General features: G+C 65.8%; 23 protein-coding genes and 2 pseudogenes. 12 read left to right on the top strand and 13 right to left on the bottom strand.

The annotated features are described in order from the left end of the window. The 3 genes from WFI16_RS23500 to WFI16_RS23490 are packed head-to-tail and all read right to left on the bottom strand — an operon-like array spanning position 1 to position 2,301. Positions 1 to 1,098, bottom strand: coding sequence for a Y-family DNA polymerase (locus tag WFI16_RS23500; RefSeq protein WP_419900287.1), 1,098 nt, complete (start codon positions 1,096 to 1,098; stop codon positions 1 to 3). A gap of 21 nt (positions 1,099 to 1,119) precedes the next feature. After that, entirely contained in the window at positions 1,120 to 2,121 is a 1,002-nt protein-coding gene (locus tag WFI16_RS23495; protein ID WP_419900286.1) for a hypothetical protein, read from the bottom strand. Between the two features lie 9 nt (positions 2,122 to 2,130). After that, positions 2,131 to 2,301: a hypothetical protein gene (locus WFI16_RS23490; protein WP_419900285.1), complete on the bottom strand. Its 171-nt coding sequence runs from the start codon at positions 2,299 to 2,301 to the stop codon at positions 2,131 to 2,133. Between the two features lie 201 nt (positions 2,302 to 2,502). Here WFI16_RS23490 and WFI16_RS23485 point away from each other — a divergent pair, with 201 nt between their 5' ends. The 5 genes from WFI16_RS23485 to WFI16_RS23470 all read left to right on the top strand — a co-directional run bounded on the left by WFI16_RS23485 (position 2,503) and on the right by WFI16_RS23470 (position 6,257). Beyond that, positions 2,503 to 3,810, top strand: coding sequence for a Bug family tripartite tricarboxylate transporter substrate binding protein (locus WFI16_RS23485; protein WP_419900284.1), 1,308 nt, complete (start codon positions 2,503 to 2,505; stop codon positions 3,808 to 3,810). Between the two features lie 120 nt (positions 3,811 to 3,930). Continuing rightward, complete coding sequence (locus WFI16_RS23480) at positions 3,931 to 4,326, top strand: thermonuclease family protein (protein WP_419900283.1); 396 nt, start codon at positions 3,931 to 3,933, stop codon at positions 4,324 to 4,326. 30 nt (positions 4,327 to 4,356) lie between these two features. Next, positions 4,357 to 4,602: an excalibur calcium-binding domain-containing protein gene (locus WFI16_RS26975; RefSeq protein ID WP_442970729.1), complete on the top strand. Its 246-nt coding sequence runs from the start codon at positions 4,357 to 4,359 to the stop codon at positions 4,600 to 4,602. 412 nt (positions 4,603 to 5,014) lie between these two features. Beyond that, positions 5,015 to 5,563 (top strand): pyridoxamine 5'-phosphate oxidase family protein, encoded by a 549-nt coding sequence (locus tag WFI16_RS23475; protein WP_419900282.1) that lies wholly within the window; start codon positions 5,015 to 5,017, stop codon positions 5,561 to 5,563. A 325-nt stretch (positions 5,564 to 5,888) separates the two neighbouring features. Continuing rightward, a complete protein-coding gene (locus WFI16_RS23470; protein WP_419900281.1) occupies positions 5,889 to 6,257 on the top strand; it encodes a DUF4440 domain-containing protein in 369 nt (122 codons plus the stop codon). A 163-nt stretch (positions 6,258 to 6,420) separates the two neighbouring features. On the opposite strand, the gene WFI16_RS23465 is transcribed toward WFI16_RS23470, so the two are convergent. The 3 genes from WFI16_RS23465 to WFI16_RS23455 form a co-directional block, all read right to left on the bottom strand. Continuing rightward, on the bottom strand, positions 6,421 to 7,431 hold the full coding sequence (locus WFI16_RS23465; protein ID WP_419900280.1) for a hypothetical protein: 1,011 nt from the start codon (positions 7,429 to 7,431) through the stop codon (positions 6,421 to 6,423). Beyond that, on the bottom strand, positions 7,431 to 7,925 hold the full coding sequence (locus WFI16_RS23460) for an SOS response-associated peptidase (protein ID WP_419900319.1): 495 nt from the start codon (positions 7,923 to 7,925) through the stop codon (positions 7,431 to 7,433). Before WFI16_RS23460 ends, WFI16_RS23465 begins: the two co-directional genes overlap by 1 nt. Positions 7,926 to 8,598: 673 nt before the next feature. Then, positions 8,599 to 8,985 (bottom strand): PRC-barrel domain-containing protein, encoded by a 387-nt coding sequence (locus WFI16_RS23455; protein WP_419900279.1) that lies wholly within the window; start codon positions 8,983 to 8,985, stop codon positions 8,599 to 8,601. Positions 8,986 to 9,130: 145 nt separating this feature from the next. Between WFI16_RS23455 and WFI16_RS23450 the strand changes: the two genes are divergently transcribed. Beyond that, the gene (locus WFI16_RS23450; protein ID WP_419900278.1) at positions 9,131 to 10,444 is read left to right on the top strand and encodes a cation:proton antiporter; all 1,314 of its coding nucleotides are present in this window, start codon (positions 9,131 to 9,133) and stop codon (positions 10,442 to 10,444) included. A 42-nt stretch (positions 10,445 to 10,486) separates the two neighbouring features. Here WFI16_RS23450 and WFI16_RS23445 read toward each other — a convergent pair. After that, positions 10,487 to 10,783, bottom strand: a pseudogene (locus WFI16_RS23445) (transposase); the annotation flags it as partial. Between the two features lie 206 nt (positions 10,784 to 10,989). Between WFI16_RS23445 and WFI16_RS23440 the strand changes: the two are divergent. The 5 genes from WFI16_RS23440 to WFI16_RS23420 all read left to right on the top strand — a co-directional run bounded on the left by WFI16_RS23440 (position 10,990) and on the right by WFI16_RS23420 (position 17,212). Then, complete coding sequence (locus tag WFI16_RS23440) at positions 10,990 to 11,529, top strand: RNA polymerase sigma factor (RefSeq protein ID WP_419900277.1); 540 nt, start codon at positions 10,990 to 10,992, stop codon at positions 11,527 to 11,529. Positions 11,530 to 11,602: 73 nt separating this feature from the next. After that, on the top strand, positions 11,603 to 12,541 hold the full coding sequence (locus WFI16_RS23435) for a FecR family protein (RefSeq protein ID WP_419900276.1): 939 nt from the start codon (positions 11,603 to 11,605) through the stop codon (positions 12,539 to 12,541). A gap of 99 nt (positions 12,542 to 12,640) precedes the next feature. Beyond that, the gene (locus WFI16_RS23430) at positions 12,641 to 15,061 is read left to right on the top strand and encodes a TonB-dependent siderophore receptor (protein ID WP_419900275.1); all 2,421 of its coding nucleotides are present in this window, start codon (positions 12,641 to 12,643) and stop codon (positions 15,059 to 15,061) included. 5 nt (positions 15,062 to 15,066) lie between these two features. Continuing rightward, positions 15,067 to 16,134 carry an ABC transporter substrate-binding protein gene (locus WFI16_RS23425; RefSeq protein ID WP_419900274.1) on the top strand — a complete coding sequence of 356 codons (1,068 nt, stop codon included), beginning with the start codon at positions 15,067 to 15,069 and terminating at the stop codon, positions 16,132 to 16,134. After that, positions 16,127 to 17,212 (top strand): siderophore-interacting protein, encoded by a 1,086-nt coding sequence (locus WFI16_RS23420; RefSeq protein WP_419900273.1) that lies wholly within the window; start codon positions 16,127 to 16,129, stop codon positions 17,210 to 17,212. The genes WFI16_RS23425 and WFI16_RS23420 overlap by 8 nt, the downstream gene beginning before the upstream one ends. 242 nt (positions 17,213 to 17,454) lie before the next feature. On the opposite strand, the gene WFI16_RS23415 is transcribed toward WFI16_RS23420, so the two are convergent. From WFI16_RS23415 to WFI16_RS23390, 6 genes and pseudogenes are all read right to left on the bottom strand, one after another. Beyond that, entirely contained in the window at positions 17,455 to 18,264 is an 810-nt protein-coding gene (locus WFI16_RS23415) for a hypothetical protein (RefSeq protein WP_419900272.1), read from the bottom strand. Positions 18,265 to 18,723: 459 nt separating this feature from the next. Beyond that, positions 18,724 to 19,335: a hypothetical protein gene (locus WFI16_RS23410; RefSeq protein ID WP_419900271.1), complete on the bottom strand. Its 612-nt coding sequence runs from the start codon at positions 19,333 to 19,335 to the stop codon at positions 18,724 to 18,726. A gap of 730 nt (positions 19,336 to 20,065) precedes the next feature. Beyond that, the gene (locus tag WFI16_RS23405) at positions 20,066 to 20,317 is read right to left on the bottom strand and encodes a hypothetical protein (RefSeq protein WP_419900270.1); all 252 of its coding nucleotides are present in this window, start codon (positions 20,315 to 20,317) and stop codon (positions 20,066 to 20,068) included. Further along, positions 20,314 to 20,430, bottom strand: a complete 117-nt coding sequence (locus WFI16_RS23400) for a hypothetical protein (RefSeq protein ID WP_419900269.1) — start codon at positions 20,428 to 20,430, stop codon at positions 20,314 to 20,316. Before WFI16_RS23400 ends, WFI16_RS23405 begins: the two co-directional genes overlap by 4 nt. Positions 20,431 to 20,754: 324 nt before the next feature. Continuing rightward, positions 20,755 to 21,537, bottom strand: coding sequence for a hypothetical protein (locus WFI16_RS23395; protein WP_419900322.1), 783 nt, complete (start codon positions 21,535 to 21,537; stop codon positions 20,755 to 20,757). Between the two features lie 205 nt (positions 21,538 to 21,742). Beyond that, positions 21,743 to 22,462, bottom strand: a pseudogene (locus WFI16_RS23390) (putative bifunctional diguanylate cyclase/phosphodiesterase); the annotation flags it as partial. A gap of 515 nt (positions 22,463 to 22,977) precedes the next feature. On the opposite strand from WFI16_RS23390, the gene WFI16_RS23385 reads away from it, so the two are divergent. After that, positions 22,978 to 24,510 (top strand): DASS family sodium-coupled anion symporter, encoded by a 1,533-nt coding sequence (locus WFI16_RS23385; protein ID WP_419900268.1) that lies wholly within the window; start codon positions 22,978 to 22,980, stop codon positions 24,508 to 24,510. Positions 24,511 to 24,514: the final 4 nt, after the last annotated feature.

Here is a 24,514-nt window from a genome sequence, read left to right as displayed (position 1 = left end):
TCACGCAAGCTCCCCGTGGAGGAACCAGCGCGGCGCCGCACCGCCTTCGCGCAACCGGCAGATCCACAGGCGGGGTCCTTCGGCCGTCTGGATCCGGTAGTAGTCCCGGATGGGCCGGTTCAAATCCTCGCCCCACCACTCCGGCTTCAGGCGCTCGGGACCCAGCGCCGCAAGGACACGGTAGACGCGGCCACCGCACTGCAGGCGGACCGGCGGGCCGTCCGGCGCCGCGCTCTCGACCGTCACGGCCAGCGGCGTCCGAAGCAGGCGCAGGGGGCGGATCTCCTTGCCCCAGTCCTTCGGCACTTCAGGTGCCATGTAAGGATCCGCTGGCGCCGCAGCGTATTCCGGCCAGTGGCTGGAAAGCGGCTGGGGACGAGAGATCGGGATTCGCTGGCGTGTCCGGTCAAGGAGTTCCGGCAGCGCGCCAGGACTCGCTGCCGTGCCATCACCGCCGCGGGCCATCTCGGCCTGCGTGCGGACCACCGGCTCGGTCGCGGTGGCCTCCAGCACCATGCGCTCGAATCCTAGGTCGGGCTCGAGCTCGCCTACCGCTTCCCGGAACAGCTTGAACAGGTGCACGGCCGCATGCGACGCGGCGCCGGTGCCAACGGACACCTCCTGAACCACGCGGTCGACACGGAAGCCGCGCAGGACCAAGCGGCGGGCCCCCTCCCCCGCGTGCTCCATCGCCTGGCAGAGTTCCTCGAGCAGGTTCTCGAGAACGTGGTCGATGGCTGGCCGGGTGATGATGGGCTCGAGCAGGTGCCGGACGGCCGAGAAGACGGGCGGCGGTCGCACCGGCTGGATCGGCCGAGGGCGGGCACCTGTGGCGTCGTCGAGGGCGTCGAGCAGCGGGCGCCCGAATCGTCGGGCCAGCGGTCCGCGAGGCTGGCGCAGGACGTCGCCGACCTGCCGCAGGCCCAAGCGCCCCAAACCGTGCACGATGTCCTGCGGCAGGCGGAGCGCCTCCAGTGGCAGACGGCCCAAGGACTCGAGCTCCTGGCCTTCTGGCAGCACCGGCGGCGCCGCGCAGCCGGGCGTGCCTGCGATGGCGGCCAGTACCCGGTAGCCGCCACTGGCGAAGCTCTCCAGCACGGCTGCCAGCAGCGCGGCCTCTCAGCCAAACAGCGCCTCGACACCCGTGGTGTCGAGCATCAGTCCGTCCTCGCCATCGACGGCCGACAACGGCGTGAAGCGCAGCGCCCAGAGTGCCAGCCGCTCCAGGATGGCAGCGTCCCCATCAGGGTCCGCGTCGGCCAGGATGAGGTCCGGCAGGATTGCCTGGGCGTCGGCCAGCGCCTGGCCCGGGGACAGGCAGGGAGCATCCGTAGCGGTCAGGCAGCGCCGGTTGCCAACGGCGGCCCAGACAGCCAACGGCCGGTCATCCCAATCAGGATGCTGGCGTCGCAGCCGGTCCAGAGGGAGGTAAGGCAGGCACAGGGCCAAGTAGCGGCGGCTCACGCGTATTCTGCGAAGGCGGCCTCCTCGACCTCCAACGCACCTTAATTCCAGCGGACATCCCAGCTGCTCGGCCGTCCAGCGCGGCAGCGAAGCAGGTCCAGCCGCCAGCGTGGTCGCGCTGCGGCGTTGGCCAGGGACGCCACCCGCCATCGGCTGACGGGGCTGGACGGGCCATGCTCGGCCACGTTCCGCAGCAGCAGCCCGACTCGTGGCGAACTCTCCCGCCAGCTGGAGGCGCCGGGAGGCGGTCATGTCCAAGCGATCGATCTGAAGCACTGCGCCTCCGAAAGCTGGCGAGCGGAGCGCCTCCGTCCACAAGCCATCGGCAGGCTGGCGATAGCTCGCCTGCAGCAGACGGTCGGCGCGCAGCCCGAGGGCATGCAGGCCGGGGGCCCAAACGCCTTCGGCATGGGCGCTGATCCACAGCACCGGCCCATCGGTGCGGCTGAGGATGAGCGTGCACAGGGCAAGACCGGCGCCGAGGTCGGATGCCTGGACCTCGTGCAGTGCGCCCCGGGCCAATCCGCCGCCGGGCAAATGGTCATCGATGGGAGAGGTCAAGCTGATTGGGGGCAGTGTCGCATCGCCCCCGGTGCCGCGCTCGCTCCTGGCGAGCGAGGCTCGGAGGTCGCGCAGAACGGCGTCCGAGGCCGACATCGGGGAACCCTATCCTGCGCTGTGCAGCCGCGCGGGCGGCAGCTTGAGGACAAGGACGCCCGAGCGCTCCAGGTGCTTCACCAGGTGCTCGGCGGCCAGGCTGGCGACCAGCTGGCCGCCTGATGGGCGGGGCTTGCCGCGCTGGTCGTAACGCAGCGCGTAGGCCAGGGCGTCGGCCACCTCATCGGGGGATGCGGTGGACAGGCCGGGAGGCAAGGGGATGGGGGGTGGGGCAGAGTCGGCCATGGGCTCGACGCTAATCGGGGCGAGGGGAACGAATCAAGAACAAAGAGCGGGTTGACAGAGCCGAAGCTTGGCATCGGAGTGTTGTTGCCCGTCAGGTTGGTGCTGCATCAACAGCGTCTTGCGTGTCATCGGCTCATGAACTGGACGAGCTACGCCGTGGATCTTCCTGACCCTGGTAGTTCGATTTTCTTGGCAGGCAAGGCAGGCAAAATTTGCTCCTCCCGCTTAGTCAGCCTGAACTCCGGGCAATCGGCCGACAAACGGCGGCTCGCCGCAAATGGTTCTGAGAACATCTCGTCTCAGCCAGACGCAGCCCACTCTTCGCGCGCCAAGTTCGACCGCGATGCTGCGGCGAAGCAGGCTGGCGTAACGGACGCCCGACTGGGTAAGCTTCCCATCAACGGCCCGTCGAAGATGGCGCCGCAGGCCCGCCCTGCACGCCCGAGAGAGGCCGATACAAGGGAGCCGACCATGAAGCGCCGCCACCTCCTGCCCCTGCTCGCTGCCCCCGCGCTGATTACCCGCGCCCGAGCCCAGGGAAGCGCCCAGGGCCGTCCTATCACGCTGATCGTGCCCTACGCCGCGGGCGGCGGCACCGATATCGTAGCGCGCGAGCTGGCGCCGATCCTGATGGAGCAGCTCGGTCAAAGCGTCGTCGTGGAGAACCGCGGCGGCGCGGCAGGCCATGTCGGCGCGACCTCCGTCGCCCGCGCGCGGCCCGACGGCACGACGCTGCTCTTCGCGGTGTCCACCAACATTGTGGTCAACCCGCACCTGCAGAGGAACGACAGGATCAACCTGTCCAGCGTGCTTTCGCCGGTGACCAAGGCCAGCTCCTACCAATACGTGCTGGTGATCGACCCGAAGCTGCCGGTGACCAGCCTGCGAGAGCTGATTGCGGCAGGCAAGCAGCCGAACGCGGATTTCAGCTTCTCGTCCGGCGGCGTGGGCTCCAACAATCACTTGGCAGGCATCCTGTTTGCCGAGGCCGCCGGGCTGCAGATGGAGCACATCTCCTACCGCGGCACCGCGCCTGCCCTGCAGGACGTGGTGACCGGACGCGTCACCATGAACTTCTCCTCGCCGCCACCCGCGGTGCCGCTCGCCAAGGAAGGGCGGCTGCGTGCCTTGGCGGTGACGGGCAACCACCGCTTGCCGTCGCTGCCCGATGTGCCGACGCTGTCCGAGGCCGGGTTGCCCGGCATCGTCATCCTGGGCTGGCACGGCATCTTCGCGCCTGCCGGGACGCCCGATGGCGAGATGAGCCGCCTGGAGGCTGCCGCCAACAAGGCCATCCGCGATCCGCGCTTCGCCCGCAGCTTGGAGCGCGACGGCCTCGAGGTGGCCGCCGCGCAGCCCCGCGCTGAATTCGCCATCGCGATCCGCGAGGAGTACGAGTTCTGGGGCAAGAAGGTGCGGGAGCTGGACCTCAAGGCGGAGTAGCCAGGTGATGAAGGCTGCAAGTGTCCGCTTCGCCTGACCTTGCTGGAGCTGGGTTCGCGGCGTCGGAGCGGCGCCGAGAACCAAGGGACGGCAAAAGGCATCGGCTGTATGACGGCGCCCATGACGATGCTTGTCCGACTCCTCCTCGCCGCCTTCATTCTCATCGCCCCGCCCGCCTTCGCCGCGGACCTCATCGGCCGCGTCGTCGGCATCTTAGATGGAGACACCCTCACCCTGCTGACGCCAGGCAAGCGCCAGGTGCGTGTCCGCCTGGCTGGTATCGACGCGCCGGAGAGCCGACAGCCCTACGGGACGCGGGCCCAGCAGGAATTGTCGGGCCTGGCGTTCGGCAAGAACGGCCGCATCGAAGTGCAGGACACCGACCGCTATGGCAGGACGGTCGGCACCCTCTTCATCGGCGCGCTGAACGTGAACCAGGAGATGGTTCGGCGCGGGGCGGCGTGGGTCTACACCCAGTACAACCGCGACCCTGTTCTGCCTCGCCTCGAGGTGTAGGCCCGGGGGGGCCGCGTCGGACTTTGGGCATTGCCGGAGCATGAACGCCGGGCGCCCTGGGACTGGCGTCACTCGGGCGGCGCCGCCAGCCGGACGGCCGCTCCCCGCCAGTCGACACCGGCGCCACCCTCTGGGTCCGGCTTCAGCTGCGGGACGAAGAGATACTGCGGCCAGATGCTGAACTGCGCCGAAGCTCAATTCTACTTCCGTCGGTGCGGGGTGACGCGGCTGGATGGAGATCGAGACGGCATCCCGTGCGAGCGTCTCTGTCGGTGACAGGGGCCGCGGCAACAAGCCGCGACGCCTCGTGGGAAATGGCCTCCGTACCCCCGCCCTGTCGCCCGGCTAATCGCTGCCTTGGTTAGCTCTGAGGCAAATTACGACCTTTCGGCCGCCTGCTTAAACCCGATGGCCGCGCTCCACGTGAAGGTCAGTAAGGTTAGCGGCGCTTCCGCACCGCTGAATGTGGCGACGTCACATTCCAGTTCGCTGGGCCGAGCATTCGCGCCTGAAACGCACAGGGTGCCCAACGGCGCGCCGCCGCGGCCCTGTCGGTTGCGTCGAACTTCACGCAGGAGCCGACAGCCAAGCTCCGTCGAATGCCCATGGCACCGGTTAGAAGAGGCGACTGGCCCAATGCCAATGGTGCTCCTTCTACTCATCGTCGGCCATCTGCCTTTCAGCCCTGTTGGGCAGCGAATGGAATAGCCCGTGGAAACTAGGGGCTTTCCAGATCGTCTTTCTTGATAGCCACCCGATCGCCACGGGCGCAGGCGGATCAATCAAAGAAATGGAGAAAACGATGGCAAACACGACGATTGCCGACTTATCCAAGATGATGGCCGACATTGATTTCGCAACGATGTCGACCACCGCCGTGACGGGCGGCATCACCTCGCGCCCGATGAGCAACAACCGTGATGTCGAGTTCCAAGGCGATGCCTACTTCTTTGCCTACGAGAGCTCCGCGAAGATCGCAGAGATCGAGCGTGATGCAAGCACAAGCCTGAGCTATGCCGGTTCGAAGGGTTTGCTTTTAGGCACTCCACTCTTCATCGCCGTGATGGGTCGCTCTACGCTTATCAGAGACAAGGCAGATTTTGCTGCTCACTGGACCAAGGAGCTTGACCGTTGGTTCCCACAGGGCATTGACACCCCAGGTGTCATTCTCATCAAGGTTCACGCCAGCCGTATTCGATACTGGATCGGCGAGGATCAGGGCGAGCTGACCGTCTGACGAAGCACGAAGGCCCTTCCAGTCGTTTGGATAGGCTGTGCTTACGGCACTGTTTGATAGTCGGGCATACGTGGCCGCGCTGATCTCGTCGTGCGAGATGAAGCATGGCCATCGCTAGCCAACCATGAGTTGCCGCTAGTTCTCACGCTCGGGGCACCAAGTTAGCGCTGAGCAAGTGCTGATTTTCTGGTAGCTGGTCTGCCACTTCCCACCGAGGCAAGCTATCCGCGCCAAGGCCTGATCGTTCAAGGTGCGGTGGATTACAGCCAGGCATGCTTCTCGGCAGCACGCGTTGATGAAGAGGCTTCAACCAAATGGACACGTCATGGACGATGCACGAATCTGGGAATTTGAGGAGAGCCTTTGGACCGCAGACCCAGAGCATTACCGAAGCACCATCAGCGAAGAATGCCTCCTGGTCCTGCCGGAAGCCCCCTTTATTCTGGGACGGGATAAGGCAGTTGAAGCCGTGACGCAGTCGCCGCGGTGGACCAGTGTCTCATTTTCAGCGCAGCAGGTGCGTCGCCCCCAGGAGGGACTGATCGTCATCGCCTATCAGGTCCATGCCGAGAAGGGCGAAGGCGCGTCTTATGAGGCATCCTGCACCTCAGTTTACCGACGTCTTTCGCACGAGAATTGGGATGTTATCCAGCACCAGCAGACGCCGCCGATGAAGGTAACTTCTCGAGATTGACGCTGATGACGTAAGAGTTCGGCAATACGGACTGGCAACGTCCTATCCGGTTAAGTTGGCGCAGCCCCTTCGCGACTATTACGGCTGCGCCCACCTGCTGCGGCGGCACCTGCTACCGAGATGCTCGCCGCCGCCGCAGTAGAGCCCTTCGGATCCTTCGCCTTCAGTCTTGTCTCACCGAGGCTGTCAGAGCTTTCTGCAGCAGGTGCTGGGACAAGTCTCGAGTACCTAGCAGGCGGCGCTTGATGATCCATTCGATCGGCCGGGCGCCCTTGAACGGTGCCTCTGCAAGCGGTGCGCTCACCCAGGCCGATGACTGTTCGGCCAAGGTGTTCAATGTGGCTTCGATACTCTGCAGCGCCTGGAGCAGTCCGGCCTCTTCTGAGCTCAGCTTGAAGCGAGGCCATCGGCCTTTGGAGGTCAGGCCCCGCCCGCGGTCGAGCAGCCGCAGCGCACTACCATCCTCGACGCCCCATCGATCCATGAAGGCCCAGAACGCATTTGAGGTCAGGCCCGGCGCTGTCCTCGTCCTTGAAGGAGACGTTCCCGGCCGAGACAGCGTGTCGCGGCGCCTGGGTCCAGTCGAGGAGGACTGCGGAATAGGCCTGCGGCCTCGTAGCTCTACGACATTGGATTCCTTTTTGTCTCCCTTTCGCCCGGCTCGCTGGGACTGCGGCTTCTGGGCCGCTGCGTACGTGTCGGGTGGCGCCTTCGGCGGCGGAGGCTCGGGTTCTGGCGGCACTGCGCGAGCAGCCGGTCGCGAGCCCTCGAGGTCGACGCCGAAAGCCAGACAGAGTTCGGCCAGCGCCTCCTTTGTCATTTTGATAGCTTTGTTGACAAGCGTGGCGCTCGGAGGCTGCCGAGGACTTCCATCGTCCTGAAGTGCAGGCCGATATCCCGTTTCCGCCACCAGCGCCCGCAGCTTTTCGACAGCAGGAAAGTGGTCCGGGATCGCGTGCCAGCGCGCCTCGCCTTCTCCATCAAACCGGCCTACCGCCGATGCGCTCAGGGCGGCGCCCATTTTCAAACCGGCGGCTTGCATGAGCGTTCCCGCATTCCTTGCGCTCGCGCTGCGGACCAAGTTCTGAGCATCTTCGAGGTCGGCGCTAGCCATCCGCAGCAGATTGCCAATTGCCCGCCGTATGGTGACCGGACCCGCTGATCCTTTCGCCATCAAGACGTCTCCAGCGCCGAATCCGTCCGATTGCCCCTGGCCACCACGACCATCTGCTCATCCGGCAGTGGCCGCTGCAGCTCGCGGACTATTTTCCAGGACGCTTCCAGCCAGGTGGTCATTTCGTCAGGCGTCGTGAGCAGCACCGGCATGGCCTTTTGGTGGATGGCGCCGACTGTCTCGTTCGGATCGCAGGTTAGGAAACCACAGAGATCGTGCTCACCCTCGGCCGGGCTGGACTTCGGGCCTCGCGTGCCGGTCCAACGGGTCCAGATACCGGCAAACGCAAAGAGAGGGCGCTCCGGCGCCAAGCCGAACCAGACCGGCGTCTTCTTGGGCTTGGTGTCTTCCCACTCCGAGAAGGAAGTGACCGGCACCAGGCAACGGTGCGCCGGGCCGAGCCACCGGCGCCAGTGCGGGTTGCGGGTGTTCCGGATGTTCGTCACGGGGTGCCCGCCGTACTGCTCAGGCCCCGGCATGCCCCAGCGCATCATGGTCAACTCGCGCCCGCCGTCCTGGCACTGACGCACTACCGGCGCCATGCATCCAGGTAGCTGGCGGGGAGCGGCGGGAGGTTTCCCGTGTGGTCATGGAGCGCCCGGGTCAGTTCCAGGATGGCGCGCTGGTTGCTTGTCATCGAGTAGAGGTTGCACACAGCAGTTCACCCTATTTCGAGGATTCCATCTTGCCACTGACGCTGGTGCCTTGGCAGAGCTCCAGCAACAAAGTGCGGGCACACGGCCGGACCGAGTGGCGGGACTCGCGCCACGCGATGTGAAGATGGTCGAGCGCACTCTTCTGCCGTACCTCTGCCCATGACGCCAACGCCGCCGCAGTGGGACGCAGTTCCGGCTTCGCAGCGGCCAAGCGCTACGCAAACACATTGGCGACAACAGAATCATCCAAGATGCCTAGGTCTTCCTGCATTGCCTTACAGTGCTGCAGATAGTCTTCAACCTGATCCACCTTGATCAGTAGTGCCCGGATGTCCAGGGCATAGCCAACGCGCACAATTTGGAGCCTTCCTCGCGGCAGTCAGCTTGCTTAGACGGGGGCTTCTTGGAGCGGCACTCGCCTCGCTACGTTCAATCTGAACCGGAACTTCCAGGCCCAAGGCGCCTCACGCGCCCGATGGATATCGGCCACATGAGGCGCTCGGATCCGCCGTTAGTCGTTGTAGGTAATTCCCCGCAGCGAGCGCACGTTGTCGCGGGTCATGTCGATGGTGATGCGGCGCTCTCCCGGCGTCAGGCGAAGCTGGTTCAGGTCCACCGCCACATACTTATCGGTGAGGCCGAGACGGTTCTCCACCTCGATGACGACGCTGACGATGCGGCCATTCGCGGGGTCGATCACCAAGTCTTCGACCTCGCCGACCTCGGTGTTGTCGGTGGTGTAGACGTCGCGGTCCATCAGCTGCTTGGCACGGATTTGGTTGGCCTCGATCCGCAAGCCTGCCTGCGTACCGGCAGCAGGAGCGGTCTGGGCGGTGGCTGCCAGCGGGGTGGCAAGCAGGGCCACGCCGGTGATGGCGGTGAGCAGATGCATGCGCATGGTGGTGGTCCTCCAGGTTTGCTGACCTGCAACGCCCGCATGTGCCATTTGGTTCATAAGAAAGCCAACTGGTGCTTAGTAGAGGCAAGTACTCTCAATCGCCTACGTTCCGGAACGATTTTGTGACCAGACCGTTAGAAGCCGCATGACCAAGGGCACCTGGCTTCCTGAACCCTACATCTTAGCCTTCACCTGCTTCGGCATTCTTATCGCCCTCGTTGCCTGGCTGCCGCTCGTCCTGAGGCGCCTGCCACTTTCCCTGCCAATCATCTGCATCGGCCTGGGGGCTGGGCTTTTTTCCTTGCCGCAGGTGGCGCTGAATCCGTCGCCATTGGCTCACCCCGAGATCGCCGAGCGGTTCACCGAGTTCGTGGTGATCATCGCGTTGATGGGCGCGGGTCTGAAGCTCGACCGCGTCTTCAGCTGGCGCCGGTGGGCTGTGACATGGCGCTTGCTGGGAATTACCATGCCACTCGGCATCGGCCTCATCGTGATTCTGCTGGCATGGGGACAGGCCTATCCTTGGGTCGCAGCCCTGCTGATGGCGGCCAGCCTCGCGCCGACCGACCCGGTCCTTGCTTCCGACGTACAGGTAGGCCCGCCGAAGACAGGACAGGAGGACGAGGTACGCTTTGGCCTAACCTCCGAAGCCGGGCTTAACGATGGCCTCGCCTTTCCGTTTGTGCACCTCGCCATCGCTCTCGGCGCCGCGGCCAGCAGCGGCGAGCCCTGGTTCATCGATTGGATTACCTACCGGGTGCTGTGGGAAATCGGTGGCGGCGTGGTAGCCGGTTGGGTGATCGGCCGCGCCTTCGGCTGGCTCACCTTCCACGTTCCGGCCAAGACCAAGTTGGCCAGGACGGGCGACGGGCTCATTGCGCTCTCCGCCACCCTCGTCTCGTACGGTTTGACCGAGATCATCCACTGCTACGGCTTCCTGGCCGTCTTCGTGACGGCGCTGACCTTCCGCAGTACGCACAGGGACCACGACTTCCAGGTCCAGATGCATGAGATGACAGAGCAGATCGAGCGCATCGCCATGATGGTTCTGCTCCTGCTCTTCGGCGGCGCGTTGGTGCGAGGGCTGCTCGCACCGGTCACCTGGACCGACGTCATTGTGGCAGTCGTGATCCTGCTGGTCATCCGCCCGCTGACCGGCCTCGTCGGCTTGCTCGGCTTCAAGGCTGCCCGCACCGAGAAACTGACGCTCGCCTTCTTCGGCATCCGCGGCGTCGGCTCGCTGTACTACCTGGCCTACGGGCTCAACCACATGAAATTGGCTGACACGGAGCAGCTGTGGGGGCTGGTCGCACTGATCGTGCTGCTGTCGGTTCTGCTGCACGGGCTGACTGTCACGCCGATCATGCGGTTTCTGGATCGCGTGCAGGGCCGCAATCCAGATGCGGAGGAGGCGACGCCACCTCCCGGGCTGAAGGGGCCCGCCGGAGCTTCGAAGTAGGCAAGTCGACGCCTCTGCCAGTCCATGTGCGTCATGCGCGTCCTAGAGGCTGTTGTGAACCTGTGGCCAGTCCGCGGCTTGCTTGAGCATGAGGCAGGCGAAGGCGATCAGGTGGAGGTCAGCGAGAGTACTGGCATAGCGCTCGTAGTCCTTGACCAGGCGGCGGAAGCGGGTGGCCCAGGCGAAGGAGCGCTCGACCACCCAGCGCCGCGGCAGCAGCACGAAGCCACGCTTGGCTTCGGGAAGCTTCACCACCTCGAGTTCGATGCCATGCGCCTTCGCGGCAGCGGCAGCACGCGCGCCGGTGAAGCCCTTATCAACGTAAGCGAGGTCCACGCTCTTTCCCATGCAGGCCTCCAGGGGGGAAAGCGTCGACCTCGCCTATGTCAATCAGGGCTTCAACGATGCGGGCGGTGCGACGGGTCGGTGGAGGCGCATTGACGAGGCTAACCATTCGTCGTTATTGAGAATGGTTCGCATTTAAGAGTGCTGTCGATCCGGTCACCCTGCCCGATCGACGACCTGACCATCTCTCGGGCGATTGAATGGGCTGCACCTTGGCGTGGGACATCCAGGCTCTTTTCCGTCGACATTCACAGGAGCTGCTGCGCTTCCTGCGGGGCCGCGGCGTCGCGCCTGATGTCGCGGCGGATATCAGCCAGGATGTCTTCCTTCGCCTGCTGACTGCGGCCCCCCAAGGGACGGTCCAGGGGGACCATCACGGGCAGCAGCCGGACAATCCCCGTGCCTACCTGTTCCAAACCACCCGCAACCTGCTGATCGACCACCGCCGCAGGGAAAGGTCTAAACTAACCACGACCGGGGCGCCCGAGGCGCTGGTCATGGCCATCGCAGACCCGACCCCCTCGGCCGATACGCAGCTCTATGACCGCGAGCGGTTGGCGTTGATGGAGGCCGCTCTGGCCGAGCTGCCGGACCGCACCCGCCGCGCCTTCGAGCTGCACCGGATGGAGCAGCTGACCGTAGCCCAGGTCGGCGAGCGGCTGGGCCTGTCGACCACCCGCAGCTGGACGCTTATCCGCGACGCCTACGCGCATCTCCGCAAGCGGCTGCGGCATTCCTGACCCCAGGCCTGCCGCGGCAGGCGGGCCGGAAAAGCGTCGCCCGCCACCCGAGGAGGGGCTATCACCGCTGCCGATGACCCAGACCGCCGCCGATGAGGATCGCCTGTTCGAGGAAGCGGTGGACCTGCTGATCCGTCTGCATGGCGATCCGCGGAACCCGGTCGCGCAGGAGGTTGCCCGCAGCTGGCTGGCCCGCAGCCCGGCGCATCGCCGGGTTTGGGAAGAGGCGGCCGAAATCCACGGCATGGCAGGCGTAGTGCTGCGTCCGCCCCCGAAGCCCGGCGCTTCCCGCCGCAGCCTGGTGGCGCTCGGCGGCCTGGGGCTTGGCGGCGCTTTGGCCGCAGGCACGCTCGGACCCGGCCTGGTCCGGCGCGCCCAGGCGGATGTGGTGACCAGCACGGGCGAGGTCCGGACCCTGACCTTGCCTGACGGCAGCCGGGCGACGCTGGGGCCCGAGACCGCGCTGGCCATCGATATGGGGCCCGGCCGCCGTGGCCTGGAGCTGCTGCAGGGCATGGTGCTGCTCGACATCGCTCAAGCCGGACCGCAGCCGCTCCAGGCAAGCTGTTCTGGCCTGGTGGCGACGTCGCGCTACGCCACACTCGAGATATCGCTGGAGGCAGGCCGCATCCGGGTCGCCGCTGCCTCCGGCCTGGTGGAAGTGACACCGCCGGGCGGGCGCCCACCGTTGTCCCTGGCCGAGCGGCAATGGATGGCCTTCCTGCTCGACAGTGGCGCTGTGGTCACCGGCCGCGACCTGCCGGGTGCGCCAGCCGCTTGGCGCCAGGGACAGATGGTGGTCGAGCAGGAGCCGCTGGCCGCGGTCCTCGGCCGCATCGCCCGCTGGCACGCGGGCCGCTGGGTGATCACCAGCGAGGCCTTCGGCGCCCTGCCGGTCAGCGGCGTCTTCGACCTCGGCCGCCCGGAGCTGGCACTGGAGGCGGTGGTGCATCCGCTCGGCGGCCGTATCCGGCGCTGGACGCCCTACCTGACGCTGATCTCGCCGCCCTGACGCTGTCGCCGAAAAAAACAGGGAAAATCCGCGAGGTCGGTCCGTTTCCGCAGGCAGGGGGGTGCTTCGACCCTCCAGGCCTTGAGGGAAGCGGCGACGATGCGACGGACAGACAAGCGGGCCAGCGGCCTGATGGGCAGGACCCTGGCGGGGTTGATGGTGCTGCCGCCAGCGGCGCTGCTGGCCGGGCTCGCCCCCCTCCCCGTCCAGGCGCAGGAAGCCGCCACCGGCTTCGCCATCCCGGCCGGTCCGCTGAACGAGGCGCTGGCCGCCTTTGGCAGGCAATCCGGGCTGCAGGTCACCTACGGCCCGGCGCTCGCGGCCGGAAAGCGCTCGCCGGGCTTCACCGGCCAGGCCAGCGCGTCGGAGGCTCTGCGCGGCCTGCTGCAGGGCACCGGCCTCGGCCATCGCTTCATCAACCCGCGCACCGTGACGCTGGCCGCCCAGGCGGAGCCCGGCGCCCTGCTGCTGCCGGACGTCAATGTCGCGGCCGGGCTGCAGCGCGGCTGGTCGCCGGTGCCCGGCTTCGTCGCTGAGGTCAGCGGCGCCGCCACCAAGACCGACACCCCGCTGATCGAGACGCCGCAATCGATCAGCGTCATTCCGCGCCAGCAGATCGACGCCCAACAGGCGCAGAGCGTCGGCCAGGCGCTGCGCTACACCGCGGGCGTCACCGGCGAGCAGCGCGGCGCCTATGGCACCGGCTTCGACTTCGGCAAGGCGCGCGGCTTCACCCTCGACTACTATCTCGACGGGATGCGGATCCCGACCGACAACGGCCCAACCGCGCCGCAGATCGACGGCTTCCTGCTGGAGCGGGTCGAGGTGCTGCGCGGCCCCTCCTCGGTGCTCTACGGCCAGGGCAATCCCGGCGGCGTGGTCAACCTGGTCAGCCGCCGCCCTGGCGAGACGGTCAGTGGCGAGGCGCGGCTGCAGATCGGCAGCTATGGGCGCGTGGCCAGCGGCTTCGACAGCACCGGCCCGCTGAATGCCGAGGGCACGCTGCTCTACCGCATCACCGGCAGCGCCGCCCATTCCGGCTCGCAGGTCGAGGACACGCGGTACCAGCGGATCGCCGTGGCGCCCGCCGTGACCTGGAAGCCGGATGCCGCCACCAGCTGGACGCTGCTCGGCAACTACCAGAACGACCCTTATGGCGGCTACATGAACTATCTGCCCGCCATCGGCACTTTCCTGGCCAACCCGAACGGGCAGCTCGACACCGGCCGCAACTACGGCAATCCCGAAAGCTTCAAGAACAGCCGCCTGGCCTATTCGCTCACCTCGCTGTTCGAACACCGCTTCGACGAAACCTGGACCTTCCGGCAGAACGCCCGCTACGGGCATCGCCGCGCCAGCTATGACGGCGCCTATATCCTCGGCTTTGCCGCAGACCGGCGCAGCCTGACGGGCGCCTATCTGTCGGGCAGCACGCATGACGACACCTTCCTGGTCGACAACCAGGCCGAGGCGCGCTTCAGCACGGGCCCGCTGCACCACACCCTGCTGGCGGGCTTCGACTACCAGCACAGTCAGACCCAGACGATCGCCTATTCGGCGGCGATCACCCCCTTCGATCCCTTCGCCGCCGACTACCGCGTGCCGAACAGCCCGGCCTATCGCGCACCGAATTCCAGCAGCAGCCAGTCGCTCAGCCGCTATGGCCTGTATCTGCAGGACCAGATCGCGTGGGGCCGTTGGCGGCTGCTGCTGGGCGGGCGGCAGGACTGGGTCGGCACCGACACCCGCAACCGCCTGACCGGCACGACCGCCGACAAGGACGACCAGGCCTTCACCGGCCGCGCCGGGCTGGTCTATCTGTTCGACATGGGGCTGGCCCCCTATGTCAGCTATGCGGAATCCTTCAGCCCGACCAGCGGCACCGGCCGCCAGGGCAACGCCTTCCGCCCGACCCGCGGCGTGCAATATGAGGCGGGGGTCAAGTACCAGCCGCCGGGCAGCGGGCTGCTGCTCACCGCCGCGGTCTATCAGCTGACGCAGCAGAACGTGCTGACCACCGACCCGGTCAATCCGAGCTTCAGCGTGCAGACCGGCGAGGTCCGTTCCCGTGGCATCGAGCTCGAGGCGCGCGCCAGCCGGGGCCGTCACCTGAACCTGGTCGCGGGCTATGCCTATACCGATGCCGAGGTGACCAAGGCGAACAACGCCACCCAGGGCAAGGCGCCGATCGAGACGCCGCGACATTCGGCGACGCTCTGGGCCGACTGGCGCTTCGACGAAGGCACCCTGGCCGGGTTCCGCCTGGGCGGCGGGCTGCGCTATCTGGGCAGCACCTGGGCGGATGCACAAAATACCGGCCGCACGCCGAGCGCCACCCTGGTCGATGCCGCCATCAGCTATGAGCTCGGCACGCTGGCGCCGCAGTTGCAGGGCATGCGGCTGGCGGTCAACGCCACCAACCTGACCGACAAGGAATATGTCCAGGGCTGCTTTGCGCTGACCGGCTGCTACATTGGCCTGCGCCGCACGGTCCTCGGCACGCTGAGCTACAGCTGGTGACGCCGATGCGGCGTCGCGACCTGCTGACCCTGGGGGCGACGGGTTTGGCCGCGCCCGCCCTGGGCAGCTCGGCCGCGGCGGTCGACATGCTGGGCCAGGCGGTGGTGCTGACGCGGCCGCCGCGGCGCATCCTGCTGGCCGAGGCCTCCGACCTGATCCCGCTGGCGCTGGCGCATGAAGACCCGCTGGCGCTGATCGCCGGATGGTCGGCGGCCGAGCGGCTGGGCGGCAACGGCCTGCTGCAGGCGCTGCAGAGCCGCCATCCCGAGGCAGCGGCGATCCCGTGGGTCGGCGGCATGGCGGCCGACAGCTTCTCGCTGGAGCGCGCGCTCGACCTGCGCCCAGACCTGGTGGTGCTGACCGCCTACCAGGAGCCTGGCCTGGCCGACGGCCCGCTGACGCGCGCCTTCCGCCGCGCGGGTGCTGCCGTGGTCTTCAGCACCGCGCCCGGCGACGGCGATGCCGACCATGCCCGGCGGCTGCGGCTGTTCGGCGCCATCGCCGGGCGCCCTGACCGTGCCGAGGCCTTCCTGTCATTCTCCGCCGCGCGTCGGGCGGAGATCGGCGCGGCACTGCAGGGCGCGACGCCGACCTCCGTCTTCGTGCACTTCTACGCCGATCCGGGCGCGCCCTGCTGCATGACTACCGGCCTGCCGCGCTGGCAGCGATTCCTGCGCGCCACGGGCGGCATCGCTGTCCCGCCCTTGTCGAGCCTGGCCCAGATCGCCGTCAGCCCGGAAGACATCCTGCTGGTGCAGCCGGAGGTGGTCGTCGCCGCCCGCACCCTGATCCCGCCTGCCGACCGGGCGAGCGCCGACTCTTTCGCCCTGGCATCACTGCGGCAGCGGCCGGGACTGCAAGGCCTGCACGCCGTAGCTCGGCAGCGGTTGCACGGCGTCTGGGCGGGTCTCGGCGAGCAACCGATCGACCTGCTGCTGATCGCTGCCATGGCGCATTGGCTGCACCCTTCCCGCATCCCCGCCGCCTTACCGGGCGAGCTGCTGACGGTGCTCCGGCGCGACTTCATCGCCGTCCCGCTTGAAGGCCGTTTCTGGAGCGACCTGCATGGCTGAGCTGCGCAGCCGGACGCGGATCTCCTTGTCCGAGACCGAGGGGGTGATCGAGGAGCTGACCACGCTCTTCACCGGCCATCATGCCGTTGTGGAGCCGCATGACGGTGCCCATCGCGCCAGGATCGACGACGCCGCCATCGACTTCGAGCTCGAAGGGACTGCCTTGTCCATGGTGGTGGAGGCGGCCGATCCTGTCGCGCTGAACGCAGCGCGGCACCTGGCGACCTCGATGGCGGCCTTCGTCACACGTGCGCAGGCCCCGGCGATTGCCTGGGAAGGCATGACAGAAGGCGCCGCGACCCGCCCACCGGATCTCCGCATCCTGCGTCTCCTCAGCCACGAGAACCTCACGCCCAGGATGCGGCGCTTCGTCTTCACGGGCGAAGACCTGAATCGCTTTGACACGCCGCTGCATCTGCATGCGCGGCTGCTCTTCCCGCCGCCTGGCGGGGTCGATCCGCAATGGCCGCTGCTGGGCGCGCAGGGAGAGGTGATCTGGCCGCGCGGCCATGCCCTGGCGCAGCGGCTGTTCACCATCCGCTGGATCGACGCGGCCAGAGAGCGCCTCGCCTTCGATGTCTTCCAGCATGGCCAAGGTGGTCCGGCCGAAGCCTGGTTCCACGCCGCAAGGCCAGGCGACCAGTTGGCGATGGTGGGGCCTGGCGGCCATGGGATGCGTTCGGCCAAGTCGCATCTTCTCTTCGGCGACGAGACCTGCTTGCCCGGGATGGCGCGCATCCTGGAGGCGCTTCCAGCAGATGCGCAGGGTGTCGCGATCATCGAAGTGCGGGACGCTGCTGACCAGATGCCGCTTGCCCATCCGTCCGGGATCTTGCTGCGGTGGCTGCATCGCGGCTCGGTCCGGGCGCCATCGGGTCGCCTTCTGGCCGATGCCGTGCTTGCCGCGATCCCTCCTGACTTGTCGACATCCATCTTCGTCTGGGGTGGAGGCGACGCCGCGACCTATCTACTTGTCAGGCGGCACCTGCGCGAAACGCTGCGACTGCCGAAGGATGCCTACGTGCTCTATCCGTATTGGAAGGCCGGGCGCCGCGGCGACCAGCTTGGCGAAGAATGAGGCGCCTTCCTTGCGCCTCGTCACCGCGGGCCATGCCCTGTGCCGTCGCTCAATCGGCGGGCGGCGCCATCCGCATCGGCCGAGCCGATATCGTGCCCCCCCCCAAGCCCAGTCCGCGCCCCAGCAACGCGCCCTCGCCGAAGCTGTGTTTGAGCCAGAGCGGGACCGTCATCGCGGGCATAATGGCGTAGGGCCGGTTGTCCTGGTCGACGCTGTTGCTGCGCGTTGTCTCCACTCCGATGTCAGGGAAGGCGCTGCTCCGATGTGGGCCGCCGCAGTAGAAGGCCCACGACACTCAGGTCCGCGATAAGGCGACCGGCGAACGCCTCAAGCGCGCCCAGGGTGGCCACGCGTTGCTCAGCGGGGAAGACGCCCGGCGGGCGCAGGGCGGGCAGCAGGCGGGATGCGGTAGCGTCCGCCATGTCGATGAGAGCCGATCGCCCATTTGCCAGAAGGCCTGACTCGCTGAACCTAGAGAGCGCGGCGTGTAGCGGAGGAAGGAGGTCCGGCCAAAGCGCCAAGTGCCGATAGAGGCTGGGAACGGCCCTTGCGCCCTCCTCCCCGTGCAAGGCCGCCAGCTTCCGTACCATCTGGGAGGTCGCGGGCTCCAATCTATCGAGCCGAGGCATGCCTGGCACGGAAGCGAGTGGGGTAGGAGCGCCGGATTGGCCTTCCACCAAGCGGCCGCCACCAGCGGCCTCACCGGCCACGACCTTCTTCAAAGCCGTGAGCAGCTGCAGGTTAGCGGTGTTGCCACGGTTGTAGATGTCCACAACGGCGGCCTGGTCAGCGGTGAGAGTTGGGAGCGTGTGCCGCATGTCGCCCACTAGCCGCCAAACCCGCTGGCCAATCCTGTCCTGTCCCTGCTGGACTTCGAGCGAGCGCGTGACAGGCCGGACTGTGGCCCGGGCCCAGGGCAGCACACCCGGCAGGGCTGCGAAGTGCCGCCAGATAAGGTTGACCAAGGGAAGCCCGAGCTCCTGGCGGAGCTCCGCATAGATTGCAGCGGTGTCTCCTACGGCCTCCACTTCATGGACTTCGGCAATCGCCATCGTGGCTCCTCCCCGGGTGTTTTGATGGACGGCCCATGCTGGCGCGCTGCGTCGCCGATTAGATGGGTACGGCTATCCAGGCCATCCAATCTCGCTAGCAGGAGCTTCCACGCTTCCTAGATTCTATTCAAGATTCGGAGCTGATTCCGCGCTCAAAATCAATCGGTTACGAGGCTCTTCCCCTACGGATCGCGCGGAACTTCCCTACGGATCGCGCCCGGAATGGTCCGGTTTCGACAGCTCTGCCACGGGCACATCGGGCGGCGCCTGGTTGCCGACCAATGCTGCAGGTTTACCGTGGAACTCTACGCCACACGCCCAAGCCGTGCTGACCGTGGAACTCGAGGCTATCGGCATTTTCCCACAGCATCGCCGGGGTCCCCCGGCTGGCAGATCATGCTCCCGGCGGGGGAGCTGAGCGGGACACTAGCCTGGGGCTGCCCGACCAGCGCCTATTGCTCAAGCCCTCGACCTTCTCGCCTTTCCAGTCGTTCCGCCCACCGGACCAGGCCGTTCTGGAAGCGACGCGCTACCTGGTGGCTTTGGCTTCCTCTTGCGCCCAACCTTCCTAGTGGCAGCCGCATCTGAACCGGACGCAACAGCTTCCCTGAGGTTGCTTAACACCTCGACCGGCGGATCCGTGACCTCTGGCATCGGAAACTCCTGTGCCCACGGCTGCCAGGTATCCAGCGGGGGACAGATCGTTTCCAAGGGACCACCCTTCCCTCTCTCAATGAGGATGGTTGCCGCGACGAGCAGGGCATCCTCCGCGCTCTGCAGGGTGCAATCCTGCACTTTCCTGCTCCTGACGGGGCGTTCCTCAACAAGGCGCCAGCTGACAATTTGGGGCGCCACCTTGAAGCCAGTCTTCTTGCCGTCCTGGAGAACGTTCCCCGCCGCATCGGTGCTGAAGACCGAGTCAGCCAGGAGGATCGACCCCCGCTTTGGTCCTTCTGGAGGCTTTGGGGCAGCACGATGCTTGTGCATCTCAAGCACATAGGCCTTTGAGCGGGCCTCGAGGTACTCCAGTTCCGGAGCAAACGCAGGCTCGAGACGCCGGATCGCGTCCAACGTCAGCTTCTTGGTTCCCCAGAACATCCAACCCAGATGATGGTGATCACCTAGCCGCTCCACGGCCCAAATGGCGGATCGCAGCGCTCCCACCAACTCCCTCGTCTCTTCTTCCAGGCGCTCTCGATACTTTGCCGTCCGTTTCGCACTGCTCGCAGGTCCCGCTGAAGGGTCACTTGGTGGCCGCCCTCGCCGCTTGGGAGCGCTGTCCTTCGAAGGCGATGCCTCACTGAAGCGAGTTGGCTTCTCAGCTGACACACCAGCCACCACCGAAGCTCCGGCAGATTTCGTGACGTCACGGATTTCGGAGGTTTGGTCCTTGGAGGCGCGGCGTTGCTTGGAGCTGCTCCTCAAGCTGCGGTTCGACGCCATCCGTGTGACCTCAATCCAATCCGTGACGTCACAATAATATCGCAACCTATCGTTTGTCGACCCTTGATTCGTGACGTCACAATAATCCGGCGCTCCATGGCGCTGGTTGCTTTCTGTGACGTCACGTTATTCTGGTGCTCAAGGCTGCGTGAGGACCATCGGACCCCGCTTCCCGGCCTATCGGAGACCAGCTGAAAGGATGACCGCATCAGGCTGCGCAGTGGGCTGCCTTCACCGACAGCGAAGTTCGGGGGCGGATGCCGGGTCGTGGCGCAGCGCCCCATTCAAGGCCGAGCTTGGGCTGCCTAGCGCCAGTCCGTCCGACTGATCCGAGCGGCGGCGAGTTTGCCGCGGTGGTTCAATCCGGGTCCTTCCGGTTGCCGCGGGACACGATGACCATATGGTCGTCCGGCAGGGGCCGCTGCAACTCGCTGGCGATTTCCCAGGGCGCCTCCAGCCAAGTGGTCATCTCGTCCGGCATCGTCAGCAGCACAGGGATGGCTTTCGGGTGGATCGCGCCGACGGTCGCGTTCGGGTCGCAGGTCAGAAAGCCCAAGAGTTCGTGCTCGCCCTCGACCGGGTTGACTTGGAGCCGCGCAATCCGGTTCACGGTGTCCATATCCCCGCGAAGGCGAAGAGCGGCCGCTCCGGCGCCAAGCCGAACCAGACCGGCGTCTTCTTGGGCTTCGTGTCGGCCCATTCCAAGAATGAGGTGGCAGGCACCCGGCAGCGGTGCGCGGGTCCGAGCCACCGGCGCCAGTGTGGGCTGCGGATGTTGCGGATGTTGGTCAGTGGTGGCCACCGTACTGCTCGGACCCCGGCATTCCCCACCGCATCATGGTCAGGTCCCGCTTTCCATCTCCGCTCTGCGCACGGTGGGGGCCATACTGTCGGGGTAGATGGCTGGGAATGCCGGGAGGTTTCCGATGCGGTCGTGCAGAGTTCCTGTCAGCTCCATGATGGCGCGCTGGTTGCTGGTCATGGAGAAGGTTGCACATGACCGTTCCCGCCTTTGCTACGTCGCGCCGCTGGCCATCACGCCCACGCCTAGAGGTTATCCGCTTGCGGAGTTCCGGCGGCGCGGGAAGTCCGACGGTCTTGCGAGCACGTCCCAGCTCGCCGACGCCGCTCCCGCCACAGCTCCCATGAGAGCCAGACGAAGCCGACTGTGCCCCCTGCCGTGGCGGCTCCGCCAGCCACCCACATGGCAACCACGATGGCCGCCTTACCGACGGTCGCCCCTGGATCCACGATGCCGTCCAGCCAGCCCGCGGGCATCGGCTCGCCGCTGAAAGCCAGCAGCGCGGCTGCTGGCGCCGTCACAGCGGCCATCTTCAAGGTGTAGGTTGCCAGGCTCATCGTCTGCTTCCCCTCCTCGACACCGGAACGTCCGGGCAGCATAGACCCTCCATCGGCACTTGCCAGCGTTGATGGCGCCAAGACTAGGCGGACCTGACGAGGAGTTCTAATCGTGCGCCCTACCGTGTCTATCCGGTTGTTGAAGCCGAGGCCCGCGGTGTCGTTTCGAAAGATCTCGACCGTGACATTGCAACGGCTGCCAAGTTGTTGGCCAAGCGCGGGCCCCACTGCCCCCATGGCAAGCTCTACCGCATTCGTTGGGTGGCGAACCAGTACCTCCGGGACGGCTACACCAGGGTGCCCGGCTTCAAGCCGCCGGTCGCCCTTCCGGTCATCCTGGGCTCGGACGTGTCCGGCGTGGTCGAGGTCGTCGCCAAGACTGTTCAGGGCTTGTCCGTTGTCCTCGCACCTCCTGAGGACCATCGGTATCTGAAGACTGTTGTGGTGGCGGCCTTCGAAGGCACCATCCATCAACGACCTGTTCGCTCGCGGGATGCCGTCCGATCCCATACGAGGGAGACATGGTCTGCGCCGTGGATCGAGCCGAGTGATCAGCCGCCTCGGCCGCCGGGCTCAACCTCGCCACTGGTCCGGCGGGGCGAGGCATGAGGCACCGCTTCATCTTGAACTCTGTTAGCATGCTTAGGACTTCACTTGCTGGGCGAGGACGGCTGAACAAATATCCTTGGCCCTCAGTGCAGCCTTGATCGGCGACATTCCGAAGTTGCTCGAGTGTCTCGATGCCTTCCGCGGTGGTGGCGATGCCGAGTGTCTGACACAGACCGGCGATTGCACGGATGATCGCCGCCCCTTGCGCGCGCTCATCCATCGCAAGGACGAAGCTTCTATCCACCTTGACCTTGTCGATGGGAAACTTGAGCAGTTAGCTCAACGAGGAATAGCCGGTTCCAAAGTCATCGAGCGAAATGGAGACGCCCAGCGTCCTGAGGCGGCGGAGGGTGGCGACCGTGTCCGCCGTCTCCCGCAGGAGTAAGGATTCAGTGATCTCTAGCTCCAGCCGCCTAGCGGGTAGAGCAGAAACGGCGAGGGCGCTTTCGACCGACGCTTCGAACCCGGCTTCACAGACTTGCGGAGCAGAAAGGTTCACTGCGACCTTCAGATCGGATGGCCAGCCAGCTGCATCGGTGCAAGCCTGTTCCAAGATCCACTTTCCTAGGGGCACGATAAGGCCCATCGCCTCTGCGACGGGGATGAACCTGTCGGGCGGCACGAGGCCCCTTTCTGGACACCGCCAACGCACGAGCGCCTCAAAACCAGTGATGCAATCATTGCGAAGGTTCACCAGCGGCTGGTAGTGCAGCTCGAATTCCCCTCGGCGGAATGCCTTGCACAGATCGGCCTCCAGGCAGCGGCGAGCCTGAGCCCGCGCCTGCATATCAGGCTCGAACATCTGGAACCGTCCACCGCCCGCCTGTTTTACGGCGTAGAGGGCCATGTCGTCGCGCAGTAGACGCGCACCTCTCAGGGTATCAATCTGCGTCAACTCGATGATCTGTCGCGCACCTCCAAAATGCCAGCCTGATGGCTAAACATGAGCCTTTTCTTATTTTCGGCACGACGAACAGACCGAAGGTCTGGAACCGGCTTCAGGCAGTATCATCAGGGTGCACAGCGCCTCGTGGTCCAGCGGTTCATTCTCGGCGAGACAAAGCCGAGCGTCTAGTACGCTACTCGGCGTCGCACGCTCTACACGCTTGCCCGAAACTCAGTCTCATCGTGGTTGCCACTTGTTTAATCCTGTTGCAAATCTATGCAGCCCTTCCGGTGTGCCGCCGAGCGTTACCCATGCTGAGCCGACTTACACGGGCGTATGGGTATCCTCATGCGCTTCGGCGACCCGTCGCCGGATGAAGGGTAATCAGGTCGGGCCTCCGGAAAGGAACGGCCTCGATGCACGATTTGGTGGAGGGGGCCGGGATGCCTGAGCGCTTCAGAGCGATGTTCGCGTACTTCAATGACGTTGTCCCTTTCCGTTTGAAGCCCGCCATCATCACGACCCTTTTCCTATTTGCTGTGCTGCTGGCGCCGGTTCCTGATGGCTTGACGCCGAAGGCCTGGGGCCTCGTCGCCATCTTCCTCACCACCATCCTCGCTATCATCCTGAAGGTCATGCCCATCGGCGTGATGGCGATGATGGCGATTGTCATCGTCTCGCTGTCACAGGTGACGAACACCACGTCACGCGGCGCGATGGCGGATGCGCTGGGCAGCCTGTCCAATCCGCTCATCTGGCTCATCGTCATCGCCATCATCATCTCGCGCGGATTGAAGAAGACCGGTCTGGGCGACCGGATCGGCCTGGTCTTCATTGCCTTGCTAGGCCGCCGCACCATCGGTATCGGCTATGGACTAGCGGTGTGCGAACTCCTGCTGGCACCGTTCACGCCAAGCAACACGGCCCGCGGCGGCGGCATTGTGCACCCAATAATGAAGTCGATAGCTTCGACCTTCGGCTCAGATCCGGCGAACGGTACCGAGCGGAAGATGGGCACCTACCTCTCCTTGGTGAACATCCATGCCAACACGATAACCTCGGGCATGTTCATCACCGCCACGGCACCCAATCCGCTGGTCGTCGACTATGTTGCGCGGGTGACGCAAGGGAATTTTCACCTCTCCTGGACGGACTGGGCGCTCTACATGTTCGTCCCCGCGATCACCTGCTTACTGGCAATGCCGTTGGTCATTGCCCTGCTGTCACCGCCAGAAGTGAAGGCCACGCCGGATGCCGTCAGCTATGCGCGCGACGAACTGGCGAAAATGGGCCCGCTTTCCGGCAAGGAGAAGGTGATGATTGGCACCTTCGGCCTCCTTCTCGTCCTCTGGGCAAATGTCCCTGCCATGATCCTGGGCGCGGCTTATACCCTGGACCCGACCGCAGTGGCGTTGGTCGGTCTCTTCGCGCTGATCATCACCGGCACGCTCAACTGGGATGACGTCCTCTCAGAAAAAAGCGCCTGGGACACCCTGATCTGGTTCGGCGCCCTGGTGATGATGGCCGAGCAACTCAACAAGGTCGGTGTGATCGCTTGGCTATCGGCCGGGCTGCAGAGCGGCATTGCGGCCGCCGGGCTGGGCTGGGAGCTTGCGGCTGCCCTGCTGGTGCTGCTCTTCGTCTTCTCTCACTACATGTTTGCCAGCACGACCGCCCATATCAGTGCCATGATGCTGGCCTTCCTTACCGTCGGCGTGCAGCTTGTGCCCGCAGACTACGTGGCGCTGTTTCTGATGATGATGGTCGCGGGGTCGACGATCATGATGACACTAACCCATTACGCGACCGGCACCTCGCCAATCATCTTCGGCAGCGGGTACGTATCGCTCGGGGAGTGGTGGAAGGTGGGCTTCGTAATGTGCGTGCTGGAGCTGCTGGTCTTCAGCCTGCTTGGCGGGCTGTGGTGGAAGATCCTAGGACTCTGGTAGTTTG

Source organism: Roseomonas sp. USHLN139 (assembly GCF_037145735.1).
In the GTDB taxonomy this organism is placed as follows: Bacteria; Pseudomonadota; Alphaproteobacteria; order Acetobacterales; family Acetobacteraceae; genus Pseudoroseomonas.
Note: the sequence above shows the minus strand (reverse complement) of the source record. Positions and strands in the feature narration are given on the sequence as shown.